Origin of the sequence: Pantoea sp. JKS000250 (genome assembly GCF_003201065.1) — a bacterium.
GTDB lineage: Bacteria > Pseudomonadota > Gammaproteobacteria > Enterobacterales > Enterobacteriaceae > Pantoea > Pantoea vagans.
In genome coordinates this window covers 539809-560237 of sequence record NZ_QICZ01000001.1, presented here as the reverse complement: position 1 = coordinate 560237, position 20429 = coordinate 539809, and the positions used below count along the sequence as shown (strand labels likewise).

At 51.8% G+C, this 20429-nt stretch carries 39 protein-coding genes; 20 read left to right on the top strand and 19 right to left on the bottom strand.

The window, feature by feature from the left end:
• Positions 1-143: 143 nt before the first annotated feature.
• From copC to BY447_RS02925, 3 genes are read left to right on the top strand one after another with little or no spacing between them, the layout of a single operon-like run.
• A complete protein-coding gene (gene copC, locus BY447_RS02935; protein ID WP_110330478.1) occupies positions 144-521 on the top strand; it encodes a copper homeostasis periplasmic binding protein CopC in 378 nt (125 codons plus the stop codon).
• 4 nt (positions 522-525) lie between these two features.
• Positions 526-1401 (top strand): copper homeostasis membrane protein CopD, encoded by an 876-nt coding sequence (gene copD, locus BY447_RS02930; protein ID WP_110330477.1) that lies wholly within the window; start codon positions 526-528, stop codon positions 1399-1401.
• Between the two features lie 28 nt (positions 1402-1429).
• Positions 1430-1777: a YebY family protein gene (locus BY447_RS02925; protein WP_013358153.1), complete on the top strand. Its 348-nt coding sequence runs from the start codon at positions 1430-1432 to the stop codon at positions 1775-1777.
• Positions 1778-2084: 307 nt separating this feature from the next.
• Here the strand turns inward: BY447_RS02925 and BY447_RS02920 are convergent, their stop codons facing one another.
• The 16 genes from BY447_RS02920 to BY447_RS02855 form a co-directional block, all read right to left on the bottom strand.
• Positions 2085-3170: a tyrosine-type recombinase/integrase gene (locus tag BY447_RS02920; protein WP_110330476.1), complete on the bottom strand. Its 1086-nt coding sequence runs from the start codon at positions 3168-3170 to the stop codon at positions 2085-2087.
• Entirely contained in the window at positions 3139-3411 is a 273-nt protein-coding gene (locus tag BY447_RS02915) for an excisionase (protein ID WP_110330475.1), read from the bottom strand. Before BY447_RS02915 ends, BY447_RS02920 begins: the two co-directional genes overlap by 32 nt.
• 162 nt (positions 3412-3573) lie before the next feature.
• Positions 3574-4323, bottom strand: a complete 750-nt coding sequence (locus BY447_RS02910) for a DNA cytosine methyltransferase (RefSeq protein WP_110330474.1) — start codon at positions 4321-4323, stop codon at positions 3574-3576.
• Positions 4324-4404: 81 nt separating this feature from the next.
• Complete coding sequence (locus BY447_RS02905) at positions 4405-4641, bottom strand: hypothetical protein (RefSeq protein ID WP_110330473.1); 237 nt, start codon at positions 4639-4641, stop codon at positions 4405-4407.
• Positions 4638-4850 carry a hypothetical protein gene (locus BY447_RS02900; protein ID WP_110330472.1) on the bottom strand — a complete coding sequence of 71 codons (213 nt, stop codon included), beginning with the start codon at positions 4848-4850 and terminating at the stop codon, positions 4638-4640. The genes BY447_RS02905 and BY447_RS02900 overlap by 4 nt, the downstream gene beginning before the upstream one ends.
• Before the next feature lie 51 nt (positions 4851-4901).
• On the bottom strand, positions 4902-5159 hold the full coding sequence (locus BY447_RS02895; RefSeq protein ID WP_110330471.1) for a hypothetical protein: 258 nt from the start codon (positions 5157-5159) through the stop codon (positions 4902-4904).
• Between the two features lie 70 nt (positions 5160-5229).
• The gene (locus BY447_RS02890; RefSeq protein ID WP_110330470.1) at positions 5230-5454 is read right to left on the bottom strand and encodes a hypothetical protein; all 225 of its coding nucleotides are present in this window, start codon (positions 5452-5454) and stop codon (positions 5230-5232) included.
• The gene (locus BY447_RS02885; protein WP_110330469.1) at positions 5451-5675 is read right to left on the bottom strand and encodes a DNA polymerase III subunit theta; all 225 of its coding nucleotides are present in this window, start codon (positions 5673-5675) and stop codon (positions 5451-5453) included. Before BY447_RS02885 ends, BY447_RS02890 begins: the two co-directional genes overlap by 4 nt.
• An 8-nt stretch (positions 5676-5683) precedes the next feature.
• Positions 5684-5968, bottom strand: a complete 285-nt coding sequence (locus tag BY447_RS23155) for a hypothetical protein (protein ID WP_146210983.1) — start codon at positions 5966-5968, stop codon at positions 5684-5686.
• Between the two features lie 140 nt (positions 5969-6108).
• Positions 6109-6390 (bottom strand): hypothetical protein, encoded by a 282-nt coding sequence (locus BY447_RS02880; RefSeq protein ID WP_110330468.1) that lies wholly within the window; start codon positions 6388-6390, stop codon positions 6109-6111.
• A 112-nt stretch (positions 6391-6502) separates the two neighbouring features.
• Complete coding sequence (locus tag BY447_RS02875) at positions 6503-6733, bottom strand: hypothetical protein (protein WP_110330467.1); 231 nt, start codon at positions 6731-6733, stop codon at positions 6503-6505.
• A gap of 14 nt (positions 6734-6747) precedes the next feature.
• The gene (locus BY447_RS02870) at positions 6748-7647 is read right to left on the bottom strand and encodes a RecT family recombinase (RefSeq protein ID WP_110330466.1); all 900 of its coding nucleotides are present in this window, start codon (positions 7645-7647) and stop codon (positions 6748-6750) included.
• On the bottom strand, positions 7644-8462 hold the full coding sequence (locus tag BY447_RS02865; RefSeq protein WP_110330465.1) for a PD-(D/E)XK nuclease-like domain-containing protein: 819 nt from the start codon (positions 8460-8462) through the stop codon (positions 7644-7646). Before BY447_RS02865 ends, BY447_RS02870 begins: the two co-directional genes overlap by 4 nt.
• On the bottom strand, positions 8462-8773 hold the full coding sequence (locus tag BY447_RS02860; protein WP_110330464.1) for a hypothetical protein: 312 nt from the start codon (positions 8771-8773) through the stop codon (positions 8462-8464). The genes BY447_RS02865 and BY447_RS02860 overlap by 1 nt, the downstream gene beginning before the upstream one ends.
• Positions 8770-8910 carry a hypothetical protein gene (locus tag BY447_RS23235; RefSeq protein ID WP_158280072.1) on the bottom strand — a complete coding sequence of 47 codons (141 nt, stop codon included), beginning with the start codon at positions 8908-8910 and terminating at the stop codon, positions 8770-8772. Before BY447_RS23235 ends, BY447_RS02860 begins: the two co-directional genes overlap by 4 nt.
• Positions 8907-9044 carry a protease FtsH-inhibitory lysogeny factor CIII gene (locus BY447_RS02855; protein ID WP_110330463.1) on the bottom strand — a complete coding sequence of 46 codons (138 nt, stop codon included), beginning with the start codon at positions 9042-9044 and terminating at the stop codon, positions 8907-8909. Before BY447_RS02855 ends, BY447_RS23235 begins: the two co-directional genes overlap by 4 nt.
• A gap of 300 nt (positions 9045-9344) precedes the next feature.
• Between BY447_RS02855 and BY447_RS02850 the strand changes: the two genes are divergently transcribed.
• Positions 9345-9854, top strand: a complete 510-nt coding sequence (locus BY447_RS02850) for a hypothetical protein (protein WP_110330462.1) — start codon at positions 9345-9347, stop codon at positions 9852-9854.
• A 21-nt stretch (positions 9855-9875) separates the two neighbouring features.
• On the opposite strand, the gene BY447_RS02845 is transcribed toward BY447_RS02850, so the two are convergent.
• From BY447_RS02845 to BY447_RS02830, 3 genes are all read right to left on the bottom strand, one after another.
• The gene (locus BY447_RS02845; protein ID WP_110330461.1) at positions 9876-10175 is read right to left on the bottom strand and encodes a regulator; all 300 of its coding nucleotides are present in this window, start codon (positions 10173-10175) and stop codon (positions 9876-9878) included.
• 757 nt (positions 10176-10932) lie between these two features.
• On the bottom strand, positions 10933-11850 hold the full coding sequence (locus tag BY447_RS02835) for a hypothetical protein (RefSeq protein WP_110330459.1): 918 nt from the start codon (positions 11848-11850) through the stop codon (positions 10933-10935).
• A gap of 150 nt (positions 11851-12000) precedes the next feature.
• Positions 12001-12681 carry a LexA family protein gene (locus tag BY447_RS02830; RefSeq protein ID WP_110330458.1) on the bottom strand — a complete coding sequence of 227 codons (681 nt, stop codon included), beginning with the start codon at positions 12679-12681 and terminating at the stop codon, positions 12001-12003.
• Between the two features lie 114 nt (positions 12682-12795).
• Here BY447_RS02830 and BY447_RS02825 point away from each other — a divergent pair, with 114 nt between their 5' ends.
• The 16 genes from BY447_RS02825 to BY447_RS02750 all read left to right on the top strand — a co-directional run bounded on the left by BY447_RS02825 (position 12796) and on the right by BY447_RS02750 (position 20400).
• Positions 12796-13029, top strand: a complete 234-nt coding sequence (locus tag BY447_RS02825; RefSeq protein ID WP_110330457.1) for a transcriptional regulator — start codon at positions 12796-12798, stop codon at positions 13027-13029.
• Positions 13030-13144: 115 nt separating this feature from the next.
• The gene (locus BY447_RS02820; RefSeq protein ID WP_078805207.1) at positions 13145-13417 is read left to right on the top strand and encodes a CII family transcriptional regulator; all 273 of its coding nucleotides are present in this window, start codon (positions 13145-13147) and stop codon (positions 13415-13417) included.
• 37 nt (positions 13418-13454) lie between these two features.
• Positions 13455-14294, top strand: coding sequence for a ParB/RepB/Spo0J family partition protein (locus BY447_RS02815; RefSeq protein WP_110330456.1), 840 nt, complete (start codon positions 13455-13457; stop codon positions 14292-14294).
• On the top strand, positions 14278-15192 hold the full coding sequence (locus BY447_RS02810) for a replication protein (protein ID WP_110330455.1): 915 nt from the start codon (positions 14278-14280) through the stop codon (positions 15190-15192). Before BY447_RS02815 ends, BY447_RS02810 begins: the two co-directional genes overlap by 17 nt.
• Positions 15189-15893 carry a replication protein P gene (locus BY447_RS02805; RefSeq protein ID WP_110330454.1) on the top strand — a complete coding sequence of 235 codons (705 nt, stop codon included), beginning with the start codon at positions 15189-15191 and terminating at the stop codon, positions 15891-15893. The genes BY447_RS02810 and BY447_RS02805 overlap by 4 nt, the downstream gene beginning before the upstream one ends.
• Positions 15886-16038 (top strand): hypothetical protein, encoded by a 153-nt coding sequence (locus BY447_RS23230; RefSeq protein ID WP_158280071.1) that lies wholly within the window; start codon positions 15886-15888, stop codon positions 16036-16038. Before BY447_RS02805 ends, BY447_RS23230 begins: the two co-directional genes overlap by 8 nt.
• On the top strand, positions 16035-16259 hold the full coding sequence (locus BY447_RS02800) for a hypothetical protein (protein WP_110330453.1): 225 nt from the start codon (positions 16035-16037) through the stop codon (positions 16257-16259). The genes BY447_RS23230 and BY447_RS02800 overlap by 4 nt, the downstream gene beginning before the upstream one ends.
• 1 nt (position 16260) lies before the next feature.
• Complete coding sequence (locus BY447_RS02795) at positions 16261-16590, top strand: hypothetical protein (protein WP_110330452.1); 330 nt, start codon at positions 16261-16263, stop codon at positions 16588-16590.
• A gap of 150 nt (positions 16591-16740) precedes the next feature.
• On the top strand, positions 16741-16908 hold the full coding sequence (locus BY447_RS23225) for a hypothetical protein (protein WP_158280070.1): 168 nt from the start codon (positions 16741-16743) through the stop codon (positions 16906-16908).
• 165 nt (positions 16909-17073) lie between these two features.
• Positions 17074-17529 (top strand): YbcN family protein, encoded by a 456-nt coding sequence (locus tag BY447_RS02785; RefSeq protein ID WP_110330450.1) that lies wholly within the window; start codon positions 17074-17076, stop codon positions 17527-17529.
• A gap of 187 nt (positions 17530-17716) precedes the next feature.
• Positions 17717-17923, top strand: coding sequence for a hypothetical protein (locus BY447_RS02775; RefSeq protein ID WP_110330448.1), 207 nt, complete (start codon positions 17717-17719; stop codon positions 17921-17923).
• Complete coding sequence (locus BY447_RS02770; protein WP_110330447.1) at positions 17916-18119, top strand: hypothetical protein; 204 nt, start codon at positions 17916-17918, stop codon at positions 18117-18119. Before BY447_RS02775 ends, BY447_RS02770 begins: the two co-directional genes overlap by 8 nt.
• 2 nt (positions 18120-18121) lie before the next feature.
• Positions 18122-18496, top strand: coding sequence for an HNH endonuclease (locus BY447_RS02765; protein WP_110330446.1), 375 nt, complete (start codon positions 18122-18124; stop codon positions 18494-18496).
• A gap of 89 nt (positions 18497-18585) precedes the next feature.
• Positions 18586-18771 carry a protein NinF gene (locus tag BY447_RS02760; RefSeq protein WP_110330445.1) on the top strand — a complete coding sequence of 62 codons (186 nt, stop codon included), beginning with the start codon at positions 18586-18588 and terminating at the stop codon, positions 18769-18771.
• Complete coding sequence (locus BY447_RS02755; protein WP_110330444.1) at positions 18764-19348, top strand: recombination protein NinG; 585 nt, start codon at positions 18764-18766, stop codon at positions 19346-19348. Before BY447_RS02760 ends, BY447_RS02755 begins: the two co-directional genes overlap by 8 nt.
• 284 nt (positions 19349-19632) lie before the next feature.
• Positions 19633-20400 carry an antitermination protein gene (locus BY447_RS02750; protein WP_110330443.1) on the top strand — a complete coding sequence of 256 codons (768 nt, stop codon included), beginning with the start codon at positions 19633-19635 and terminating at the stop codon, positions 20398-20400.
• Positions 20401-20429: the final 29 nt, after the last annotated feature.

Genomic DNA, 20429 nt, shown 5'->3' with positions numbered 1-20429 from the left:
TCCTGACGATAGCCGGCAAAAGTAATGTTTTCGGCGGTATGAATCAAGGATAAGGATCGCATCGCTGGCCTCGACAGTGCAAAACCAGCAGCGTATCCTTTTGCCACGTTTATCGCCCTGGCGGCGGTTAAAAGGATGATCTTATGCAGAAAAAACCCATTTCCCGCATGGTTATTGCGCTGGCGGCAGCCGGACTGATGGCATTCAGCTCTCTGGCCGCAGCGCATGCGCATCTCCAGTCTTCCGCACCCGCAGCTAAAGCGCAGGTGACGACATCCCCCGATGCGCTGACGCTGAATTTTAGCGAAGATATTGAAGCGGCATTCAGCGGCGTTACGCTGCTGGACAATGCACAGAAACCCGTTGAGACGACCAAAGCCCGCGTTGAAGCTGACCAGAAAAATCGCCTGATTATCGGCCTTTCTCAGCCGCTGAAAGCGGGGAGTTATCAGGTCAACTGGCATGTGCTGTCGGTGGATGGACATAAAACCTCAGGAAGCTATCGCTTTAGCGTGAAGTAACCCGGTGACCACCCTCTGGATCCTGCTGCGCGGACTGCATTTCGCTGCCGTGATGCTGCTGACCGGCAGCGCCTGTTACAGCGCACTGCTGGCACCCAAACGTTATCGACCCCTGCTGGCGCGACGATTAAATCCGCTGTTGAAGGGGAGCGCCTGGCTGGCGCTGCTGAGTGCGCTATTGATGCTGGCCTGCCAGAATGTGCTGATGAGCGGCGACAGCACGAATCTTGCTGATTTAGACATCTGGCTGGCGGTGCTCGACACGCATTTTGGTGCGGTGTGGCAGTGGGAAATACTCTTTAGTGTTGTGGCTCTTGTCGCATTATTACTGACCGGAAAGCTGCGTCAGCAGGTGTTACTGCTGGCGGGCCTGCTGCAACTTGCCTGCATGGCCCTGATAGGTCATGCCGCGATGCGTGATGGATTGCCCGGTCTGCTTCAGCAGATTAACCAGGCAATGCATCTGATTGCGGCGGCGTTCTGGGTGGGCGGATTGTTGCCCTTGCTGCTGTTGATGCGCGAGGCGCGCCAGATCGATCGACGCACTGATGCGATTCGTACCATGATGCGGTTTTCGCGCTATGGTCATCTGGCTGTAGCGCTAACGCTGCTGAGTGGTGTGATAAACAGTGTGATGATCGCAGGCTGGCCACTCATGTGGCACGATTCACGCTACATTGTGTTGTTGCTGTGCAAGGTGCTGCTGGTTGCCCTGATGGTGCTGGTGGCGCTGATCAATCGATACTGGCTGGTGCCGCGCTTCCGCCTGGCGGGCAGCGGGACGCAGCAAAAATTTATTCGCATGACGCAGCTTGAACTGCTGCTGGCGTGTGGCGTGGTTGGGCTGGTGAGCGTATTTGCTACGCTGTCACCCGCCTGAATGTGGTTTAAGAGAGAAAAGGGTAGTTATGTTGCTGAAGAAAGTGATCCCCGCAATCCTGTTGTTATCCGTATGCGGCCAGGCGCTGGCGGCACAAATCATTACCGTCAGCCGCTTTGAGATCGGGAAAGAGAAGTGGCCGTTTAACCGTGAAGAGGTGATGCTGACCTGCGAGAAAGATGGTGCGATGTTTGCCATCAACCCGAGCACGCTGATGCAATACCCGCTGAACGACATCGCCGACCAGCTGTTTAAAAACAAACAGGTGAAAGCGCAGCCGATTAGCGTGATTCAGGCCGAAGACAAGGCGCATCCGGGCCAGATGATGAGTCTGCAGCCGATTGTTGAGCGCACTCAGGCGCTGTGCGGTAAATAAACCTCCCGGGTGCAGCCTCGCACTGCGCCCAATCAAGGATTTTTGCCGTTGCGATCACAAACTGATCCGGTTTATGGCCCTGATCCCTGCGTTTGCTGGCATTTCCACCGCGCTGTTCTAACCTTAAATTGCAAGGCGACACCGCCTTCATAAATGCCAACTTTTAGCGCACGGCTCCTTGAGAGCCATTTCCCTGGACCGAATATAGGAATCGTATTCGGTCTTTTTTTAGTGATATGATTTATATGGTTTTTTTGAGGGTGGTTACGAAATTTCCCGAAAATATCCCGAAATCACTATATCCAATCTATACCATGACATATTCCTGACCGCGCGAATCGAGATACTTTTTAGTCATAGAAAGGTTTTTATGGCCGAGTAATCTTTGCGCAAAATCCTCTCCATTTTCCACTTCATACAGTCGGCTGGCAAGACTTCTGATTTCATGAAATGTCGGAGGGTTAGGGCCAAATTTAATTCCGCTTATTTCACGCGCTTCTGCAAATGCGCCTGTGAGCGCATCTGGTGAAACCGGCCCCGGTTTTCTGCCCCCGCGACGGACTGCAGAATAAATCAGGCTATCCGATGGGTTATCCTTCCGGCACTCCTCTAAGATCCCCTCCAGTGACATTCCCAGTTCTTTCAGCTCTAAATCCATTGGCATCGCCAGCTTATGGCCAGTCTTGCTTTGTGTCACAAAAAGTCGTCCATCTTTGATCGCGCTGAAGGTCATGCGCGTTACATCCTCCCGGCGCTGTCCGGTGAGCAGGCCGATGTTCATCGCATTCTGCAGCCAACCTCCCATGCTTTCAGCAGCCTTGCGGATAGCCAGAAATTGCTCAAGTGATAAGCGCTCACGCCTGACTTCAGGTGATGGGGTTCTGGTTGGCTCTACTGGATTCCTATCGATAATGCCTTCAACAACAGCCTCGCGGAAAACATCCATCAGCAGCGATCGCAATGCAACCGCCATGCTGTGCTTCCCACATTGGACATACGATTCAAGGAAAACTGCAATATCACGCGTACTGATCGCGGTAATTGGTAGGCGACCAAACTCAGCCTGAATGGTTAGTAGCTGGTTGCTACGTATCTTCATTGTGCTTGGCTTCAAACTGCGCCGCCCCAGGATGACGTCGTACCGTTCAAGCCATTTACTCACTGTGAAATCAGGCGTCTCTTTAAGCCGATCGAGAAGGGCGGATGGTAGGTAGTTTTGCTCAATGTAGCTGTTCGCTTCGATAGCCTGGGCTACCGCATCCTTGCGGGGTATTTTACCCAGTGAAATCTCCTGACCGGTCACAGGATTTCGCCAGGAGTATATCTGCTTCGTTTTACGAAACGTCAGGTTCCTTGGCAGATTAGCGTCGTACCGCTTTGGCCTGTTCGACATGTTTCAGTTTCTCCATCAGCGAGCCCTTTTTCGGCGTTGCTACGTATTCCGGCCTGCGCTTCAACATCTTCTTGCGCGGGTCAACGTATACCGAATCCGGTTCGAGTTTGTATTCTTTTCCGTGAAGCTCCGGGCATGGGTAAATCCTGCCCTCCCTGACCCAGCGGCGCAGGGTGGATAAAGAGGGCGGCTGCGAATATGTTGCCGACGCCCACTCCTGAAGGTTCATTAGCTTAGCCATAATTTCTCCTGCACTTTTTAACAGAACTTGATCGCAAACTATCGCAAGTTTTCATGTGGAGCGACTTCTACCCCTTATACGACCAGTTCCAGACCAGCACGATGCAAATAAAAAAGGCGAGCCACAGAGTGAACTCGCCAGGGGAGATGTCGCGGATGGTGTTCATGTCTTGCTGCTCAGGATGTTGAATGCAGTTGCTGCCACTCGTGGAACTTGTCCATTGCCAAGGGCTTTAAGTCTGTCCACCCCATAGGCCACATCATCAGCCACTCGACATAATCGGGGCAGGCGTTCAGGCCAGGCATTTCTTCCCCGCCAGCCTCCAGGTGCTGCCAGGCTAGATAATCCTCGAGGTTGTGTCTGTGATCGCCAGTCCTCGCCCGACACCATGCTATTCCATGCCCGCCCATGCTGGCCCTTGGGGTAGGCAACAAGCCAGATTCTGTCGCGGTTATGGGACGCTCCGCACTCTGATGCTGAAATACAACACCATTCCGCATCGAGCCCCAGCGAGGCAATATCACCAAGGACCACGGCAAGTCCTCTTCCCACAAGCAAAGGTGAGTTTTCCAGCAGGATGTACTGAGGTCGAATCTCATCGACGATTCTTGCCATTTGCTTCCAAAGTCCCGATCGCTCTCCTGATATTCCTGCTCCGGAGCCTGCCGCTGAAATGTCTTGGCAGGGAAACCCGCCAGAAACGACATCAACAATTCCTCTCCATGGCTTTCCGTCAAAACTGCACACGTCAGACCAAATCGGGAAAGGTCGGAGAATTCCATCATTTTGTCGTTGCGCCAGAACCTGTGCTGCGTAGGCGTCACGTTCAACGGCGCAAACTGTTCGCCATCCAAGGAGGTGCCCGCCGAGTATTCCTCCGCCAGCGCCTCCGAAAAGAGCCAGCTCATTCATGGCACCTCACTATTTATTTCAGACATAACAACTCCTCACGCAGAGCGCGATAGTGAATAGGGTGGGTGGGGGTTTAGGTGGTTATTCTTTGGTGAGAAACTGCAATTTGTGCCAGATATCCAAATCATCCTTGTCGTGATTCTCGCAGTACTCTTCAACTGCCTTCTTAATCAGAGATGCCTGTTCAGCAGAAAGGTGATCATCCCGATGGTCGAAGAAAGCGACAGTCATTGCTCTGCCGCCAAGGATATCTGTTAGCGGGCCAATTGGTGGCTCTTTGCCATCCGGGAACTCAACTACCAGCGTGTAAACGCTCATTCCACTCTCCTATGCTGCTTAGCGTGCTCAACACGCTCATGGTCTTCTCTACATTCAGTCGAACAAAAGCATCCAGCCGTCACCGCCTCTTCGCAGTAATAGCAGGTGTCGGTGAATGACATTTCCGGATGCCTGCGGTTAGCCAGGGCAATCTCAATCATCTGCTGCTCGCGTTCTGCGGCTTCATCTATCGGATCTGGATGTGTCATTTTGGTTTCCTATAGGCAATAAAAAACCCGCACTTGGCGGGTCGCTAGGTATCAGAAGTATTTTACTGGTCTTGGTTTTCGAAGCTTTATCTCTTCCGCTATTTTCTCGCGGCTAACTCGAGCTTTGTTAGCGACTATGAACAAGGCCAGCTTTCCTGTTGATTGCTCAATCTCTTCAATTCTTGTTATCGAGAAAACCTCATAAACACTCCGAGATTTATCTTCGATCTCGAAACTACCAATGTCGGATTTAACCTGCTCTATAAACGGAGTCTGTCCCTCTTTGAACACTAAGCAGTCAAAACTCATCACTTCTCCTCCCTTTGTTAAACCGGGTCCGATCCCCGTCTAAACTTCATCGTCCCTATGCGTGAAAACTTTAATCCTGCTTATTAAAGTCCAGCCATTCCTCCCAGCAATGCTCAGGGTCAATATCCTGATACCCACGCCGCTCAGCTACTGCTAAGACCCCTTCAGCATCCGTGACAATAGCCGTGGCATTATCACGAATAGCCAACACCTCCTCTTCAGTCAAAGGAGAGCCTTTCTCTTCGGCTTTAGAAACAAGCAGGCTGATGAGGGAGGGAATGAAAAGAACTATCACTTTCCTTCCTCCTTAAAATAAACCGGGTCAGTGCCGCGCGGGAACTGCAGCGCAACGTTCCTGTAATGCTGCAATCTCTCCCTGAAGTATTCGCGCTGACTCTCAGGCTGCTCGATAACAGGCTGATTCATACGCTCTTTGTATGCGACTCCTGAGGCGGCTAAATCCACGTTAGTACTGTCGCTCTCTTCTCTGCTGCGTGCTGCTAAGTTGTGTGACATAACGTTGATTAGCTAACAGGTGTAGGTTGATGAGCAATTATTGCATGCTCTACAGTCTCATCATCTGGATGATGGCCTTTTACTGCAATTAAATATGAGCTGCCATTACGAGACATGAAGGTAAAAACATTAAAGTTATGTCTGAAATCTAAAGGTTCTGGTGCAGCACGTTCCAGTTGATTTTGTGTGAACTCAATTTTTGATAAGTAGCTGAAAACATCGCCATTATCAATATACCCGTGAAATCTTTTCTCGCCTCTCCATCCTTCTCCAAAAAGCATCATGTCTGGCATATTAACCTCAATTATACGTAACCGCGCTTTTAAATTAGGATGAAATTTTGCCTAATACAATCAGACTAACTTCAACTTTTCTACTGGCTCATGTAACAAAAAACCGCCCGAAGGCGGCTCTTTAATTGATGCACAACCCGTTACGGGTGTTCGTACTGCTGGAAAGTACGAGGTACCGGATCGCCGGGCTTGCGGAACATGGCATTGTCGTTTTTGCGCTCTTTCAGGTACATCAGGGTTTGCTTAGCCTGATACTGTTCAGCCGGAGTGAGTGAGCCCGGCGTGCCGGCTTCACTTGCCGCTACCACTTTGGTCAGAATTTCGATACCCAGGCCGACAACTTCGGTAGTATCCAGAATTGCAGAGCGATACAGAGTATTCAGGTCTTGCAGATCTTCAAATTCCTGGTCTGTATGATCCATATTAAATCCTCTTTCAGTTGAGTTAGTTAGGCTGTGAATTCACTCAGCCACCATACTCTCAACACCTGATGATGACCAGCCAATTACTGGTTATATGTACAGTGTATTTGTGTCATAAATTTGGCTTAGTGCCACTTTTTCCTTTGCTGCGCTCTTCCAGAAAACGTATCCGGCTGCGACTGGCACGCTGGCGTACGGACTCGTAAGAGCGGTTTAGTTGCCGGGCTATAAGTTTGGGTGGGATGGTTGCTGCGAGTTCTTTCAGAAGGCCTATCTCATCGGGTGACCAGCGGCGACCAAGAGTTAACTGATTGCCGCGACGCCGGTATTCAGGCGAGTCCATGTCGTCTCCTGTTATTAACTGAGCGCCTCTTCAATCTCCGCCTTACGAAGCAGATAAACATCAGTGGCCTTTTCCAGCGTTTCAGCCTCGCTGGCCAGCATGCGTGCTGCGTACTTGTAGAAGCGATCGAGACTTGAAACGGAATCGGCGTTAGCAGAGGCTTCGGTGAAATCAGCAAGCAGCTCATCCGGCGTGCGCGCCGCCGCACTGGTATTCGTCGCCGGGTTAATTTCGCGCTCTGGCTGCTGCGTTTCAGGCTTGCTGTTAATCAGGTTGTTCAGGTCAGCTCGGCTGCGCGCCGATGTAACGTCGCGTTCCGCTCGCTGCGCCGGCTCAAACTCATCCGGCGTGTAGACGCCCAGAATCACGTCAGGGCAGTAGAGGCGCGCCCAGTACTTAACGGCCAGATATGCCAGCTGCTGCTTTGGTGCTGTCTTCCAGAGAGGGGAGTTGCGAGTGGTCACGTACTCCATGTAAAGCGGCTCACCCCAGGTTATTTCCGTTTCGCCTTTCAGCACTGCTCCGACTCGTACAGACAGCCCGCGCTCATTCGATGCATTGGCTGCGCCCGGCTTGAACTTCTCCCAGTCGCCGCCGTATTCGTACTTGAAGCGCCCCTGCACGGCGGTAGAGCTGGTGATTACCGCATTGACCAGCTGGGCCTCATAACCCAGCGTGCCGTTTACCAGGTGGGTTTTCTGCGCCACTGCGTAAGGGTTCATTCCCCACTGAGCGGCCTGTAATGCGATCGCCAGACAGTCAGCGGGCTTTCCGGACAGGTGGGCAGGCACCGTTGCTTTACCCTGCGCCATAACTTCAGCAAACGCCTGTAGCTTCTGCAGGCCGCTCGGGCTGAAGATGGCCGCTTTAGTGTCGGCCTCATTGACCGGCGCGGTGATGATGTCTTTGCTCATGCATAATCCTTTCTCTTGGCCCAGTCCGGGCGTGTTATTTCTTCGATGCCGCCCCAGTTACAAGACAGCATGCATTCGTGATAGGTATCGAGGTTGCGGCGGAACAGGTCGTAGCCCACGGCAACATCGTCTTCCTGTAGCTGGAAGGTGCGCACCGGATAGCGGCCACAGTCGATCGACTCACTGACGGCGATGAAAACGAAAATTGGATACTCGCCGAAGTGCTGACTGAAACCCTCTCGGTAGTAGGCGTCCTGAACGTGGTAACGGAACTCTTCAACGTGCCGGGCGAAGCGGGACATATCAGCGACTTTCTTCACGTCGACGATGACGGGCTGGCCTGACAGGAACTTGTCCGGGCGGATACGACAAAGCTCACCAGTCTGTTCGTCGTTCCAGTAGATTGACGCCTCCTGATAACCATCAGCCTCTAGTAACCAGCGGGCCGCAGGATGGGCGAGGGCGCTTGCCCGCATCAGCTTCAGCTTTCGTCCCTGTTCAGCATCCATTACTGTCATGCCACTGTTTGCACAATCTTTCAGGAACTGCTTTTCATCCTCCTTGCCGGCTGTCGTGCGGCGGTTGAACTCAGGAGCAACAATGAAACGCCTGTCGAACTCTTCAGGCTCCAGCAACAGGCAGTGCAACGCGGTACCCATATCCAAAGCGGCTTTCTTCTCATCGTCTTCCGGCGCTTCCTTGCGCCACAGGAATATCGCCGGGTTAATGGCGATGTCATCCAGCTGCGACTTGCTAATGCCCGGTCCGCCGTGATAGTCCTCGTTGCTGATGTCGTAGTAGATGCCAGGCTGCATTACGCCGCCTCCTGATTTCCATGCTTGTTACGGTAAATTTCGATTGCCACTTCACGACGCCCAACCCGAACCATCGCCTCACGCAAAAACGCCTCGGCGGCTTCGTGCTGCTCGTCGTCTTCATCGAACATCTCAATAGCCGGGTAGTCGTAATGCTTCGTCAGGAAGGCGCACAGAGCTGGCATCAGCGGGTTTGTCTTGTGCTGGTTCATCCGCGCATCGACTTCAGCAGCAATGCATTCCAGCTCGCTCTCTGGCAGGTTATCGGCGATATCCTGCACCTCATTCTGGGCCGTTCTGTTCAGTCTCATTTCCGCTCTCCCATGCCCAGGCTTTTCAGCAGCAGGTTGATAAAGGTGAAGTCCTTTGTCTTATCCAGCATTTCGCGCTGGCGCTCTAACTCGCTCTGTTGCTTTTTATACTGCTGTGCTGATGTCGGCGCGTTCATGGCTGGCCCCTATGATTCAGATTGTCGATAAGGTTGCGCCAGCCAGTGCGGAGGCGGCGGGTGATGGTGTCGAGCAGTGATTCGTTTAGCTGAGCAGCGCCCACGATGGCGCCGCCCGCGATGGCATAGTTCATCGTGGGTTCCTTGCTATTGGTTAGGTTGGGATCAAAAAATGGCCCGCGTAGCGCAGGCCTGAAGGATGAAACGATTCTCTCTAAGGTGCATGGTGCGTAGCACCTTCAGCCGCACTTAGTGAATACGGCTGAAGGTGTTACTCATTGGTGATAACAGGTAATAAAAGTGTCGCCGAAGCGACCTCATGATGATTTGATGCCTGCTTTTATCCACATCAGGCGAGGTGCTTCACGCTATACCCCTACAGCGAGAATTGGTGATACCATTTCAACACCCCCTACAGTGTTGAGATAGCCCATATGTCTGATGATAAAGGAATCATCGGTAAGATTACCGATGCAGTTACTGGTGCCGGCGGCGCATTAAAAGGAGCAGTAGGCGCTGCACGAGAAATTCAAAAAATGCAGGTCGATTATTCGGTAAAGGAAAAGACCTATGACTTGCTAGATAAATTAATGGACGCACAGCAACAGCAAATGGGATTACAAGAGCTTTTGATGGCTGCAAAGAATCGCATTATTGAGCTTGAAGAGGAGGCTAACTCCAAGGTTAAGTGGGAAAGTGAGAAATCTAAATACGAACTTTTCCACCCCATTCCTGCTACTGCCGTTTATCGACTCAAGCTGGAGGATGATTCGAATCAAACTCCTCATTATCTTTGCGCTACATGCTATGAGTCTGGCGTGAAGTCTATGTTGCAATATAAAACAAGTGACTTTGCCCATATGATTATGATCTGCCATTCCTGTAAGTCCGAATATAAGTTTCCAAACCCTGATGCCACTTCGGCGGGCGCTTGGATTGTTTAGTAGCCTGAAAAAAAAGATCTCTTAGCCAATAACATGCGTGGCATCTTTTCTGGTTTTTCGGTAACCCGCGTTGAATAATGCAATCTCAGGCAGACACACTGATGTGCTCTCATGCCTGTCACGCATAGAAGGGGAGGAGCAAGCCTTCTCGATGCGGCTGATGTGCTTAACCTCAATAGCCACAACCTCCGGCTCGATGCCGAAAGCTGTGTCGATAATTGATTCGATGCGTTCACGATCCATTGCCACCGCACGACGACGAGCATGGCGGCGTGATTTGGCGTTCTCTTTAACCGATGTGCCGTAAGTGATTACTGTCATGGTTGCCTCCTGAAGTGGTTTTGGTACTGCCGACTTGTAAGCCGATATACAGTCCAAACCCATCTCGTTTGGTTAGTTGGCGCTTTGTCAGCGCTGCAATGTTGTTAAAGAGCATCACCGTCCTGGTGAGTAGTGCGTCCTGCTGATGGGATTTAATTTAGCTTTATGCTAAATGAATGGCAATAGCAAAATGCTAAATAATTTGGGTGTGGGATTTAGCTAAATGATTTAGAAAGGGATTTATTTTTTCGAGGTGGGATTTGCAGGCACAAAAAAACCCGCGTTACACGGGTATGAATTTGTTCAAGTGGGGCAAACCATCTGTCAGCAGCAGCTGACGACACCGATGATACTTGCGTTGCAATAATTAGGAAATAGACGCTCAACAATTTGCTATGTATGGCACGCGGCGCACAAAAAAGCCCGCTTAGTGGCGGGCTCTTAGCTTTTAGGGATCAACTTGAGTATCTGACGAAGCTCATTACTAGCTTTCCAGATGTCATCCTGGGTGTCGCCATCCCATTCGGGTGTCATTGCTCTCTCAGCCTCAAAATACTTTAGCCTGATGTGTATCTCTGCGAGTTCGTCCCGCCTGCATTTAGCTGCTATTCGGTGAAGGCCCTCAAGTGGCGTTGGCTCCCAAGGTCTCAGGTTCAGTCGTTCTCGCTTGAAGAGTAGTGCTAGTTTTTTGCTCATAATGTAAGTGTATAAAAGCCCGCTCAGAGGCGGGCTATTAAGGTGTGATACTTGAATCAGCTTATTTTTTTGGCAATTCGGGCCTGCGCAAATTTTCTAAAACCTCAAGGGCCTTTTTATTTTCAATAACTTTCTGCTGTACTTTATCAGAGAGGTACTCACGAAAACCCTTAGGTACGTAATCTTCTCGAAGCCAGCGACGAAACTCGCCAAGCGATTCTTCTGGATAAAGGGTGGCAGGAACTGGTCCAACTTTGCTTTGAGGAAACCAATCAGGGTAAACGTGTGGATGCTTAACTACTGAGCCATATCGCTCATCAAAGTTATTTCGCTTCCAGTGATTAGCCCACCTTACGCCAACGCTGATGTCTGGTACCGTTTTAGGGCCTAGCTCAAAACCTGCGTTAATCAATGGTACTGTAATGTCAACCATCTCCCTGAATACGCTGAAATAACCAGCAGGCACGGTATCATTCAGGGTTATACGTTCTTGAAAGCATTTCCATGCGCCTGAAATAGGATTCGAGGGATCTATGCCGACACTTTTATAAATAAAATCGCGCAGAGTTCTTCTCGCCATCAGGCGGTAATTTCTCAATGCTACATCGTTATTCGCTTGGCTTGCATCAAATGCATAATACTCAAGAACAGCCATGCAAACATAGTCAGGGTAGTGATAATGATCGCGCCTGGATGTCGTTGATGGAATATAAAGATTAGATGCCTCAAAGCCCTGCTCACGGATAATGGCATCTATTTTTTTTCCGCGCGGCTTCAGCCTTTCAGAACTCCAGCCTGTAGACAAGTCCTGAATTACACTGTGGTGAACCCCACACATTACTGCAAGGCTTCGCCCTGTCAAAAAAGGGGTGCCGTCATTCATGACGCCCATTTGGACACCATCGACCTCGACCTCTTTTACCGGGAAAAGCTCTAAATCCTGTTGGCGGGGTGCTAATTGATTATTTCTATTATCCATTTGATTACCAAAGATTTTAAGTGGCGGGCATTTCCGCCATTCCCTAGTAAAAGACTGATGCGACCCAATCTACTGTCGAGTTCGCGCTGTGTGTGTTTTCGGCAAATGCCATAATAGCTTTAGTCAAATTTCTTATTAGCCTATCGAAAATTAAACCAGCCGCATCTTCGTCTCGATCGCCACGCCCAGCACCTTACAGTTGCCGTTCACCGGCACCATAGGCCATTGCGGATTTAGTCCCTTCAGGTACTTCTGGCTGCCATCAATGATTAGCTTCTTAAAGGTGGCTTCATTGTCGTCAGTCAGCTTTGCTACGACCAGACTGCCATTCACGGCTTCACGTCCTGTATCGAACAGAACGTAAGTTCCTGCTGGTATGCTCAGCCCAATCGGCGCAGTCATCGAATCACCTTCCACCTGCAACCAGAAAGCATCTCCCTGCGTATGTGCGTCAGATTCAAGCCACATATCGACATCCTTAATCGTATAGGGTTCACAGGCTTCATCCCATGCGCCAGCCTGAACCTTGCTTAAAACGGGGTAGCGCGCAGTCGGCTTGTAGTCCCGAGGGTTTGAAACGTTGGCGTCAACCTGTGGCTGATCTTCGTGGATGGAGTCAAGCCAGGCATTGGGCAGCTTCAAAGCCACTTCAATTTTCCTCGCCATCTTATCCCCGATGTTCCTAACGCTATTCTCTCCAAGCAGCTGACTAAATTGGGACGCACTGATGCCCAAAAGCTCTGCGAATCCAGCCTTTGTATTGCCATCGTTCTCAAGATGCCTCTTAAGGAGGTTATTGAGATTGGTTTTTCTGACGCTTTTATTTTCCATGGCCTGATTCTCACACTATTTAGCAATGCGATAAATATGCATTTTGCTAAATACTGCTTGTTAGTTATTTAGCATAACGCTAAACTTAGCTTTGAAGTTAAATAGGAGGCACCAATGGGTAATGAACTGCTCCGCTGGCGCAAGGAATCTTCAGCTGAAGACTGGATCAGCCTTGCTGTACTAGCGAAAACATCTGTTGGCTACCTCGACCAAATTGCATATGGATTCCGCCGAGCATCACCAGGTAAAGCCCAGGCAATTGAGGAAGCCACAAAGAAATTCACCGATTACACGCCGGTGAAGAAGGAAAGTTTAGTTTTTGCACCACAGCGCGCTACGGCAGCTTAAGAATCACTGCTCTTTACACAATCTAGCCCGCCGCCAACGCGGGGAACCTTTAAAACGAAGTGACTTGCTCACCGCAATGTCACGCAATCATTTACCTACATGGAAATTATCAATCATGGAACACGCAAGAAATAGCAAGTTGATCAACGAAGTAGAAACAGAATTACGCAGCCGCCTTACTCACAAAGGCCAGCGAGTTCTGGCTGACGAGGCCGGATGGCATGAATCGAAGGTAAGCCGCTTAAACCTGCGTGATATGGCGACGGTTTTCGTGCTGCTTGAGAAGGTGTGGGAAACGAGCCTGATTGCAGAAGTAGCCCGACAAGCGGTTGCGGCTGCGATGGGAAAAGAAAAAGCCCCGAACTGCGGGAACAGTTTCGAGGCCTGATGCACGAATCTTACTGGATCAACGTACAGGAGTAATTATGAGTTCTTTATTATCGCTTTACAAGGCTAAAGAGAAAAACGGCACGGAAACAACGGTTAAGAAAACGTTTCTGGTTCCGCTAGCTGAGCTCTACGTCGAGCCTGGCTACAACGTCCGTGAAATCGACCAGGAGCACGTCGCTGAATTCCGTGACGCATTCATTGCCGGTGAGTTTGTGCCGCCGCTGGCGGTTCAGGTGACAGAGCAGGGCATCAAGATTATCGACGGCCACCACCGGTATTACGGCGCAAAGATGGCGTCTGAAGCCGGACACGAAATACCGCGCCTTGAGTGCAAGGACTTCTCAGGCTCTGAAGCTGATCGCATCGCATTCATGGTCACCAGCTCACAGGGTAAGGCGCTATCTCCTCTGGAGCGCGCGGCGGCATATCAGCGCCTGCTTAATCAGGGCTGGACGCCTGCTGAGATTGCTAAAAAGGTTAAACGCTCAACGGCAGATGTGGATCAGCATCTTCAGCTGCTGGAATGTGGCGATGGTCTTATAGCCATGGTGAAGGCTGGCGAAGTGGCACCGACAACTGCTGTGGCACTCTCCCGTGAGCATGGCCCGAAAGCGGAAGCCGTGGCGCAGGTTCAGATGGAGAAGGCTAAAGCTGCAGGTAAAACAAAACTGACGCGCTCCGCAGCTATCCCTCAGTTCAGCGCAGCCAAAGCACGCCGCCTGGCGGAATTGCTGGTTGATGCTGAATTTAACCGTGGCGGCGAAGGCGATTATCTCCTGCTGTACATGGACACATCGGAAGAAATTCAACGCATCCTGGCTGAATACCGCTCAGGCATTCCTTCTGACGGAGGTGGCGATGAATCTTGCGCATGACAACGTATCACCAATCAGGCCCTCCCTCAGGGCCGTGGAGCAACGTGTGGCAGATACAGACGATGGATACACGCGTCTGGCAAACGAGCTGTACGAAGAGCTGATAGGGGCCAACCTGACCAGGAATCAGGCGAAGGTTGCACATGCTGTTTGCCGGAAAACATACGGCTTCAACAAAAAGATGGATCGCATTGCTGACAGCCAGATTACCCGGTTGCCAAGGCAGAAGGTAAACAAGGCAAAAAACGAGTTAATTCAGATGGGTGTTCTGGTCCGGGAAGGTATGTTAATCGGTCCGAATAAGAACCTCACAGACTGGCAAATTCCAGAGTGTCACCAAGATGGTGTCACTGTCACCAAATCAGTGACAAAAAGTGTCACCAAAACGGTGACAGGGTTGTCACCAAAACAGGGACACACAAAAGACACTATTACAAAAGACAAGAAAGACAATAAACATACGTCAGAGAATTCTGGCGAATCCTCCGACACACACCTGAGTAATCTCCCTGCAATTCGACCTGAGGCTGCAACCCATTCACCGAAAGGCGACAAGTGGGGAACTGCTGACGACCTGAAGGCAGCCGAGTGGATATTCAGCAGAGTGCAGATGGTCACCCCGACTGCACAGCAACCAAACTGGCCCGCCTGGGCTAACGACATCCGCCTGATGAGAGGCGCCCTTGAGGCAACGCATCACGATATCTGCGAAACCTTCAAGTGGGCTAACGCCGATCACTTCTGGCAGACCAATATCCTCAGCCCTGCAAAACTCCGCGCCAAATGGGACACACTCCGGGCGCAGATGAGCCAGCCAGGGCGTAACCGGCAGGCAGTCGCTCAGCAACCCGCTCAGCACTGGAACAGCCGCGAAGCCTGGGAGAATGAATTCCTATGAGAAACCTCGTATCAGCAATCCAGAACCGTGATGCAGGCGCACTGGCTCGCATTGCAGGAGATGGCCCGCGCCCGGTTGAGCGTGGAGTGCATGAAGACGTTGAGCGCCTGGTAAACGCCCTGTTTTCGAATCTGAAGCAGGTATTCCCGGCATCGGTCAGCACTGCATGGCGCAATCCGAACGACGAAGCAGCAGCTAAGCGTCAGTGGATCGCCGCTTTCGCCGAGAACGGCATTCACAACAAGCAGCAGCTCTCAGCAGGCATGAAGCTGGCCCGAGCGAGTGGCTCACCATTCCTGCCGTCGCCCGGCCAATTTATCGAGTGGTGCAAGCAGGGCGAGCATCGTGCGGCGGGTTTGCCAGCCGACGAGGAGCTTTATGACATGTTCCGCCTGTACTGCCGGGACCGTGGCATGTACGACAGCAGCGAGGAGTTCCCCTGGGAAAGCCCGGCCTGTTTCCACATGGTGACAGCGGTCTACAACCAGATGCGATCATTCAACCTGACGGATTCTGAATGCCGTAAACGTCTTGGCGATGAGCTGCGCAAGATGTCCCGCCGCATTGAGGCTGGCGAAGTAATACCGCCGCCGCGCAAACAAATTCCACAACTCCACATCCCGACTGGTAACGAAAAGGCCCTGGACCACCTCGCCGACATTCGCCGCCGCTTTGGGTTGAAAGGTGGCCGTCATGACTGAGATGAACCGCATACGCTTTGAGCGACTGTATCGCAGCGTTCACGGTGACAAACACAACCTGACCCGATCACATCTTGGCTATCAAGATGCCGTGGTGGACCAGGCGTTTTTCTTCTGGCTTGAGGGAAGGGAGAGCGCAGCATGACACAGGTAACACAACTGGTAGTCACACAACCGCTGATGCGTCAGGCCCGCAACCTGCAACTGGCAATCATCGACCTGGCTAAAAAGCGCGACCTGAAGCCGGAGCAGTTCCGCGCGCACCTGAACGCCATCGACATGCTGGCGCGGGAAGCGCATGACCTGATGGTTGATGCGGAAGATGAGCAACAGCCAGCCAAAGGCCAGAAACGGGGAGGATTTTGATATGAACAAAGAATTAGCAGAAGCCGTGAAATTATTCATCAGCCAGCCATTAAACAACCCGCTGAGCCGCGGTCAGATGATGGAAATTGCCCGGATTGCACTCCCCATACTGGAGCAGCAGGAGCGGGGTGAGGGTGAGTGGATTGAGTGGGGTGGTGGGGAATGTCCCGTTAAGGGAGCAACGTTAGTTGATATTAAGTTTCGAAACGGCGACATCATCCGTGGTTATAAACCCCGACACCTGGACTGGCGATTAGATGGCGATATCGGCGACATCATCGCCTACCGCATCATCCCGGAGCGGGCCACCAATCAGAACGGAGAGCAGTGATATGAAGATACCAATTCCCGGAAGATATGGCGGATGGTGGTTAGGCGTCAGTTGGAATAAGAAATCAAAATGGGGATACTTCTCACTATGGCATGACGGCCCGATGCGCGCTTTGTGGGTTGGCAAATTATGTATTGAGTGGTGGTGGCGATGAAAAACAACGAAGAGCTGAAAAGAGATGAATTCGAACGGTGGGCGGACTCGAAAGGTTTCGACCTCCTCTTTTTTGATGGCGATTACGATGACCCAGCTACAGCAAATGCTTGGAATTGCTGGCAGGCGTCGTGGCTGGCCCGTGGAAAGCAGGATCAAACATGAACAACGTAATCCCCTTAAAACGCTCTGAGCACGTCATATCAGAAGCCGAACTGGATAAGCTGGCAAATGACATCAGCAGCTTTGCTAAACGCTATCCGGACTCAATGTGCCTGAGCCACGGCATCAGGAAGTTACTCAGCGACGCATTAAAGCGAGAGAAACGCGATGGAGATACCGAAAGAGGGCCTCAGGCTTCATAGGTCAAACTTCAACGCCATCGGGCAACAGCTTCAACCCCTGCTCGAATCCGGCGACTGTTACCGGCTAATCCTCAAACCGTGGAAAGAAAAACGCAGTCTCAATCAGAACTCCCTCTCCCATATGTGGTACGGCGAAATCAGCGAATACCTGATTCGGTCCGGGCGCACTGATGCCACGCCAGAGTGGGTAAAGCGGAACCTCAAGAAAACCTATCTGGGCTGTGAGCAGGTCGAATACACCGACTTTGTTACCGGCGGGAAGGTCAGCACATGGGAACCCCGGCACACATCCAGTCTTGATACAGGCGAGATGCATTTCTTCCTGAATCAGGTTGAGCGGTGGTGCGCGCAGTTCGGCCTGGCGCTGACTATCCCCGCTGACTCCGAGTACCAGAAACTGAAGGACAAGCAGAACCAATGACACCCTTTACTGATATAGGCGCAGCCGTCGAAGAAGCTGCATGGCTTGCGCACGTCCATAGCAAGCCTCACTGCGTATATCAGCGCTTTGACGGCCTGATGGAAGTCCAGCCTGAGAACCCTGACCGCAACCCTATGTACACCACCGGCATGCCCGGCGTTGTGACCACTGAATACAGGAGTGCAGCATGATAAACACCTGGAGCCGCGAGCATCTCGAAATCCTCGTCAGAGATTATGCGACGGCATCAACCGATTTACTGGCAATCATCTTCGACCGGCCCCGCCAGCAGGTCACGAACAAGGCACGCTCGATGGGGCTTCGCAAATCGCCTGAATATCTGGAAGCGGTGAGGGCTTCGGCCGGAATGCAAGGCTGGAGGCATCATGCGTGAGACGTGGTTTACCCACCCAGACCCGCTAGACACCAAGGCCGCCGACGAACTCCTCTCCAGCTACAAACTCCGAAACATCCAGGCAAAGAAAGCACTCGCATTTGACCCGCGCCTCTGGCTGGTGAGCGCGCTGCTGCCTACGTTCCGGGATGAGCCAAAGCCGAGCCGTCAGTATAAAAACCCAATGTGGAGCTGAAGATGAGACTAACCCCTAAACAGCGCGCACTGCTGCGCATGAAATTCGGCGGCTGTTGCGCTTACTGTGGCTGCGAACTTGCCGATAAGTGGCACGCTGACCATGTAAAGCCAGTCCTCAGGCACATGGACGGCAGCGGTATGATTTATCCCAACTTAGATACTGAAGAAAATCTGGTTCCGGCCTGCCACCCATGCAATCTACACAAGCACTGCCTCGAACTTGAAGACTATCGCCGAGTTATTGATGACGGCCGCCGCGAGTTTTTGCGCTCAGGGAAGGGTAAGGCGCTGGTCAGGATGGGATTGGTTGAGATGAAGCCTGACCCAGTTGTTTTCTGGTTTGAGCGTTATCAGGAGGCCGAAGATGCCGCGTGAACGCTGCTGCCGCTGCCACACCATCCTCACCTCAGAAGACAAGTATCACTACGGGGCTAACTGCGAAACCTGCGAGGTAGATCGCCGATATGAAGACCACGATCGGGACCAGCCAATCAAGTCAGCATACTGGCGCTGGCGAGCCAGCTGCTTCTGTGTGCGCTGGCTGTGGAATTCAGCTGCAGGATACCGAAGTTTACGCCTGTGGTTGCTGTCTCGACCTGTGGCTACTAGCCGATCCGAATTTCGACATGACAGGAGAAAGTGATGGCTAAAGGCATCAAGCCGCATAAGCCGAAAACCTGTAAGCACTGCAAAACCATATTCATCCCGGACAGACCTCTCCAGTACATCTGCACCCCATCCTGCGCATACCAATACCAGCAACGAAAGAAAGAGAAGAAGCGGAAGGAAGCTGACGCTGAAACTCGTCGCGCCTGGAATAAGCGCAAGTCAGACCTGAAGCCGCTAAAGCACTGGGAAGACTTAACACAGCGAGCTATCAACGACTACATCACAAAGGTAAGAGACAGGGACTTACCGTGCATAAGCTGCGGCACATGGGAGACGGTTCAGTGGGAAGCAGGGCATTACCGGTCACGCGGCGCGGCATCGCACCTCCGTTACGATGAAGACAATCTGGCAAAACAGTGTCATCGCTGTAACTGCGAATTATCAGGCAATGCAATTCACTTCCGAGAGGGGTTAGTAACCCGCATCGGCCTTCAGCGCGTTCTGGCGCTCGAATCAAACAACGAACCTCACCGATACACCAGAGAAGAACTGGACAGCCTCCGGGCGCGTTACAGAGCTTTGCTGCGTGAATTGGTTAAGCGGAGGGAAGCAGCATGAACTGGGACATAGCATTCGTAATTACTGTGTGGGCCACTTTTCTTTTCATCTGGCTGCCACGCGAGCATGCCTTGCACCGCAAGCGAATGAAATCACTAAGGGCAATGAACAAAGGCCATCGATTTAAGCAGAAATACCAAGCCATAAGGTCGCTAACCGGGAGGTCATCATGACCCAATACCTCAGAGAGAAGTGGCTCAGGCTAAGACTTATGCAAATGCCGGGCATGGCGGAAATTAATTATCGACTTATCCGACTGGAACTGAAATTGAGAGGAGCAAACCATGGGGCTTGAAGCAACAGTGAAGTACCACTTCCCGAAGACGGCGAGTTTTGCCGGTATGCCACCTGCAACAGCCTCAGATGCGTTATCCGGCACTGACTACATGGCAGCAATGGGAATGACCCAAAGTCGCGCTCCGCTGGGTTACAGTGCGTTTATGGGTAAGGTTGGAGTAAGCGATAACGACGCCCGACGCGCCGTATCGTTATTAACTGAATATGCCTTGAGTACCTGCGATAAGGTTGCCGCCCTTCGCAAGTTAGACCCTGATGTTAAACCAGCCGTGATGCAAACTCTCGCAACTTATGCGTACATGGATTATTGCCGCAGCGCTGCCAGCGTCAAACCCTGCGAATGCTGTCAGGCTAAAGGGTTCATTGATGCTGACGTGTTCTCCATGAAGTCGCCGCTATCAGGGGGCTACGCCAGAAACGTAAAAGACACGGTTCGGGTACTGTGTAAGCAGTGCGGCGGAAAGGGCGTGGTATCGTCGTCATGCCGTGACTGTAGCGGTCGAGGGCGAGCGGTAGACCGTAAGCTGACTGAAGAGCAAGGCCTGCCTGTAATGGGCGACTGTAAGCGCTGCTGTGGGCGTGGATATGAGCGCATTCCTGCAGCAGAAGCATTCCGGAATATTTGCGCAATTACGGATGCTATCAGCCTGGCAACATGGAACAGGAGCGGAAAGCCATTCTATGACCAGCTTATCGGCAAGCTGGAAATTGAGGAATCATGGGCTAACTCCTCACTGAATAACGTTACAGGCTGAAGATAACCCACCGTGAGGTGGGTTATTGC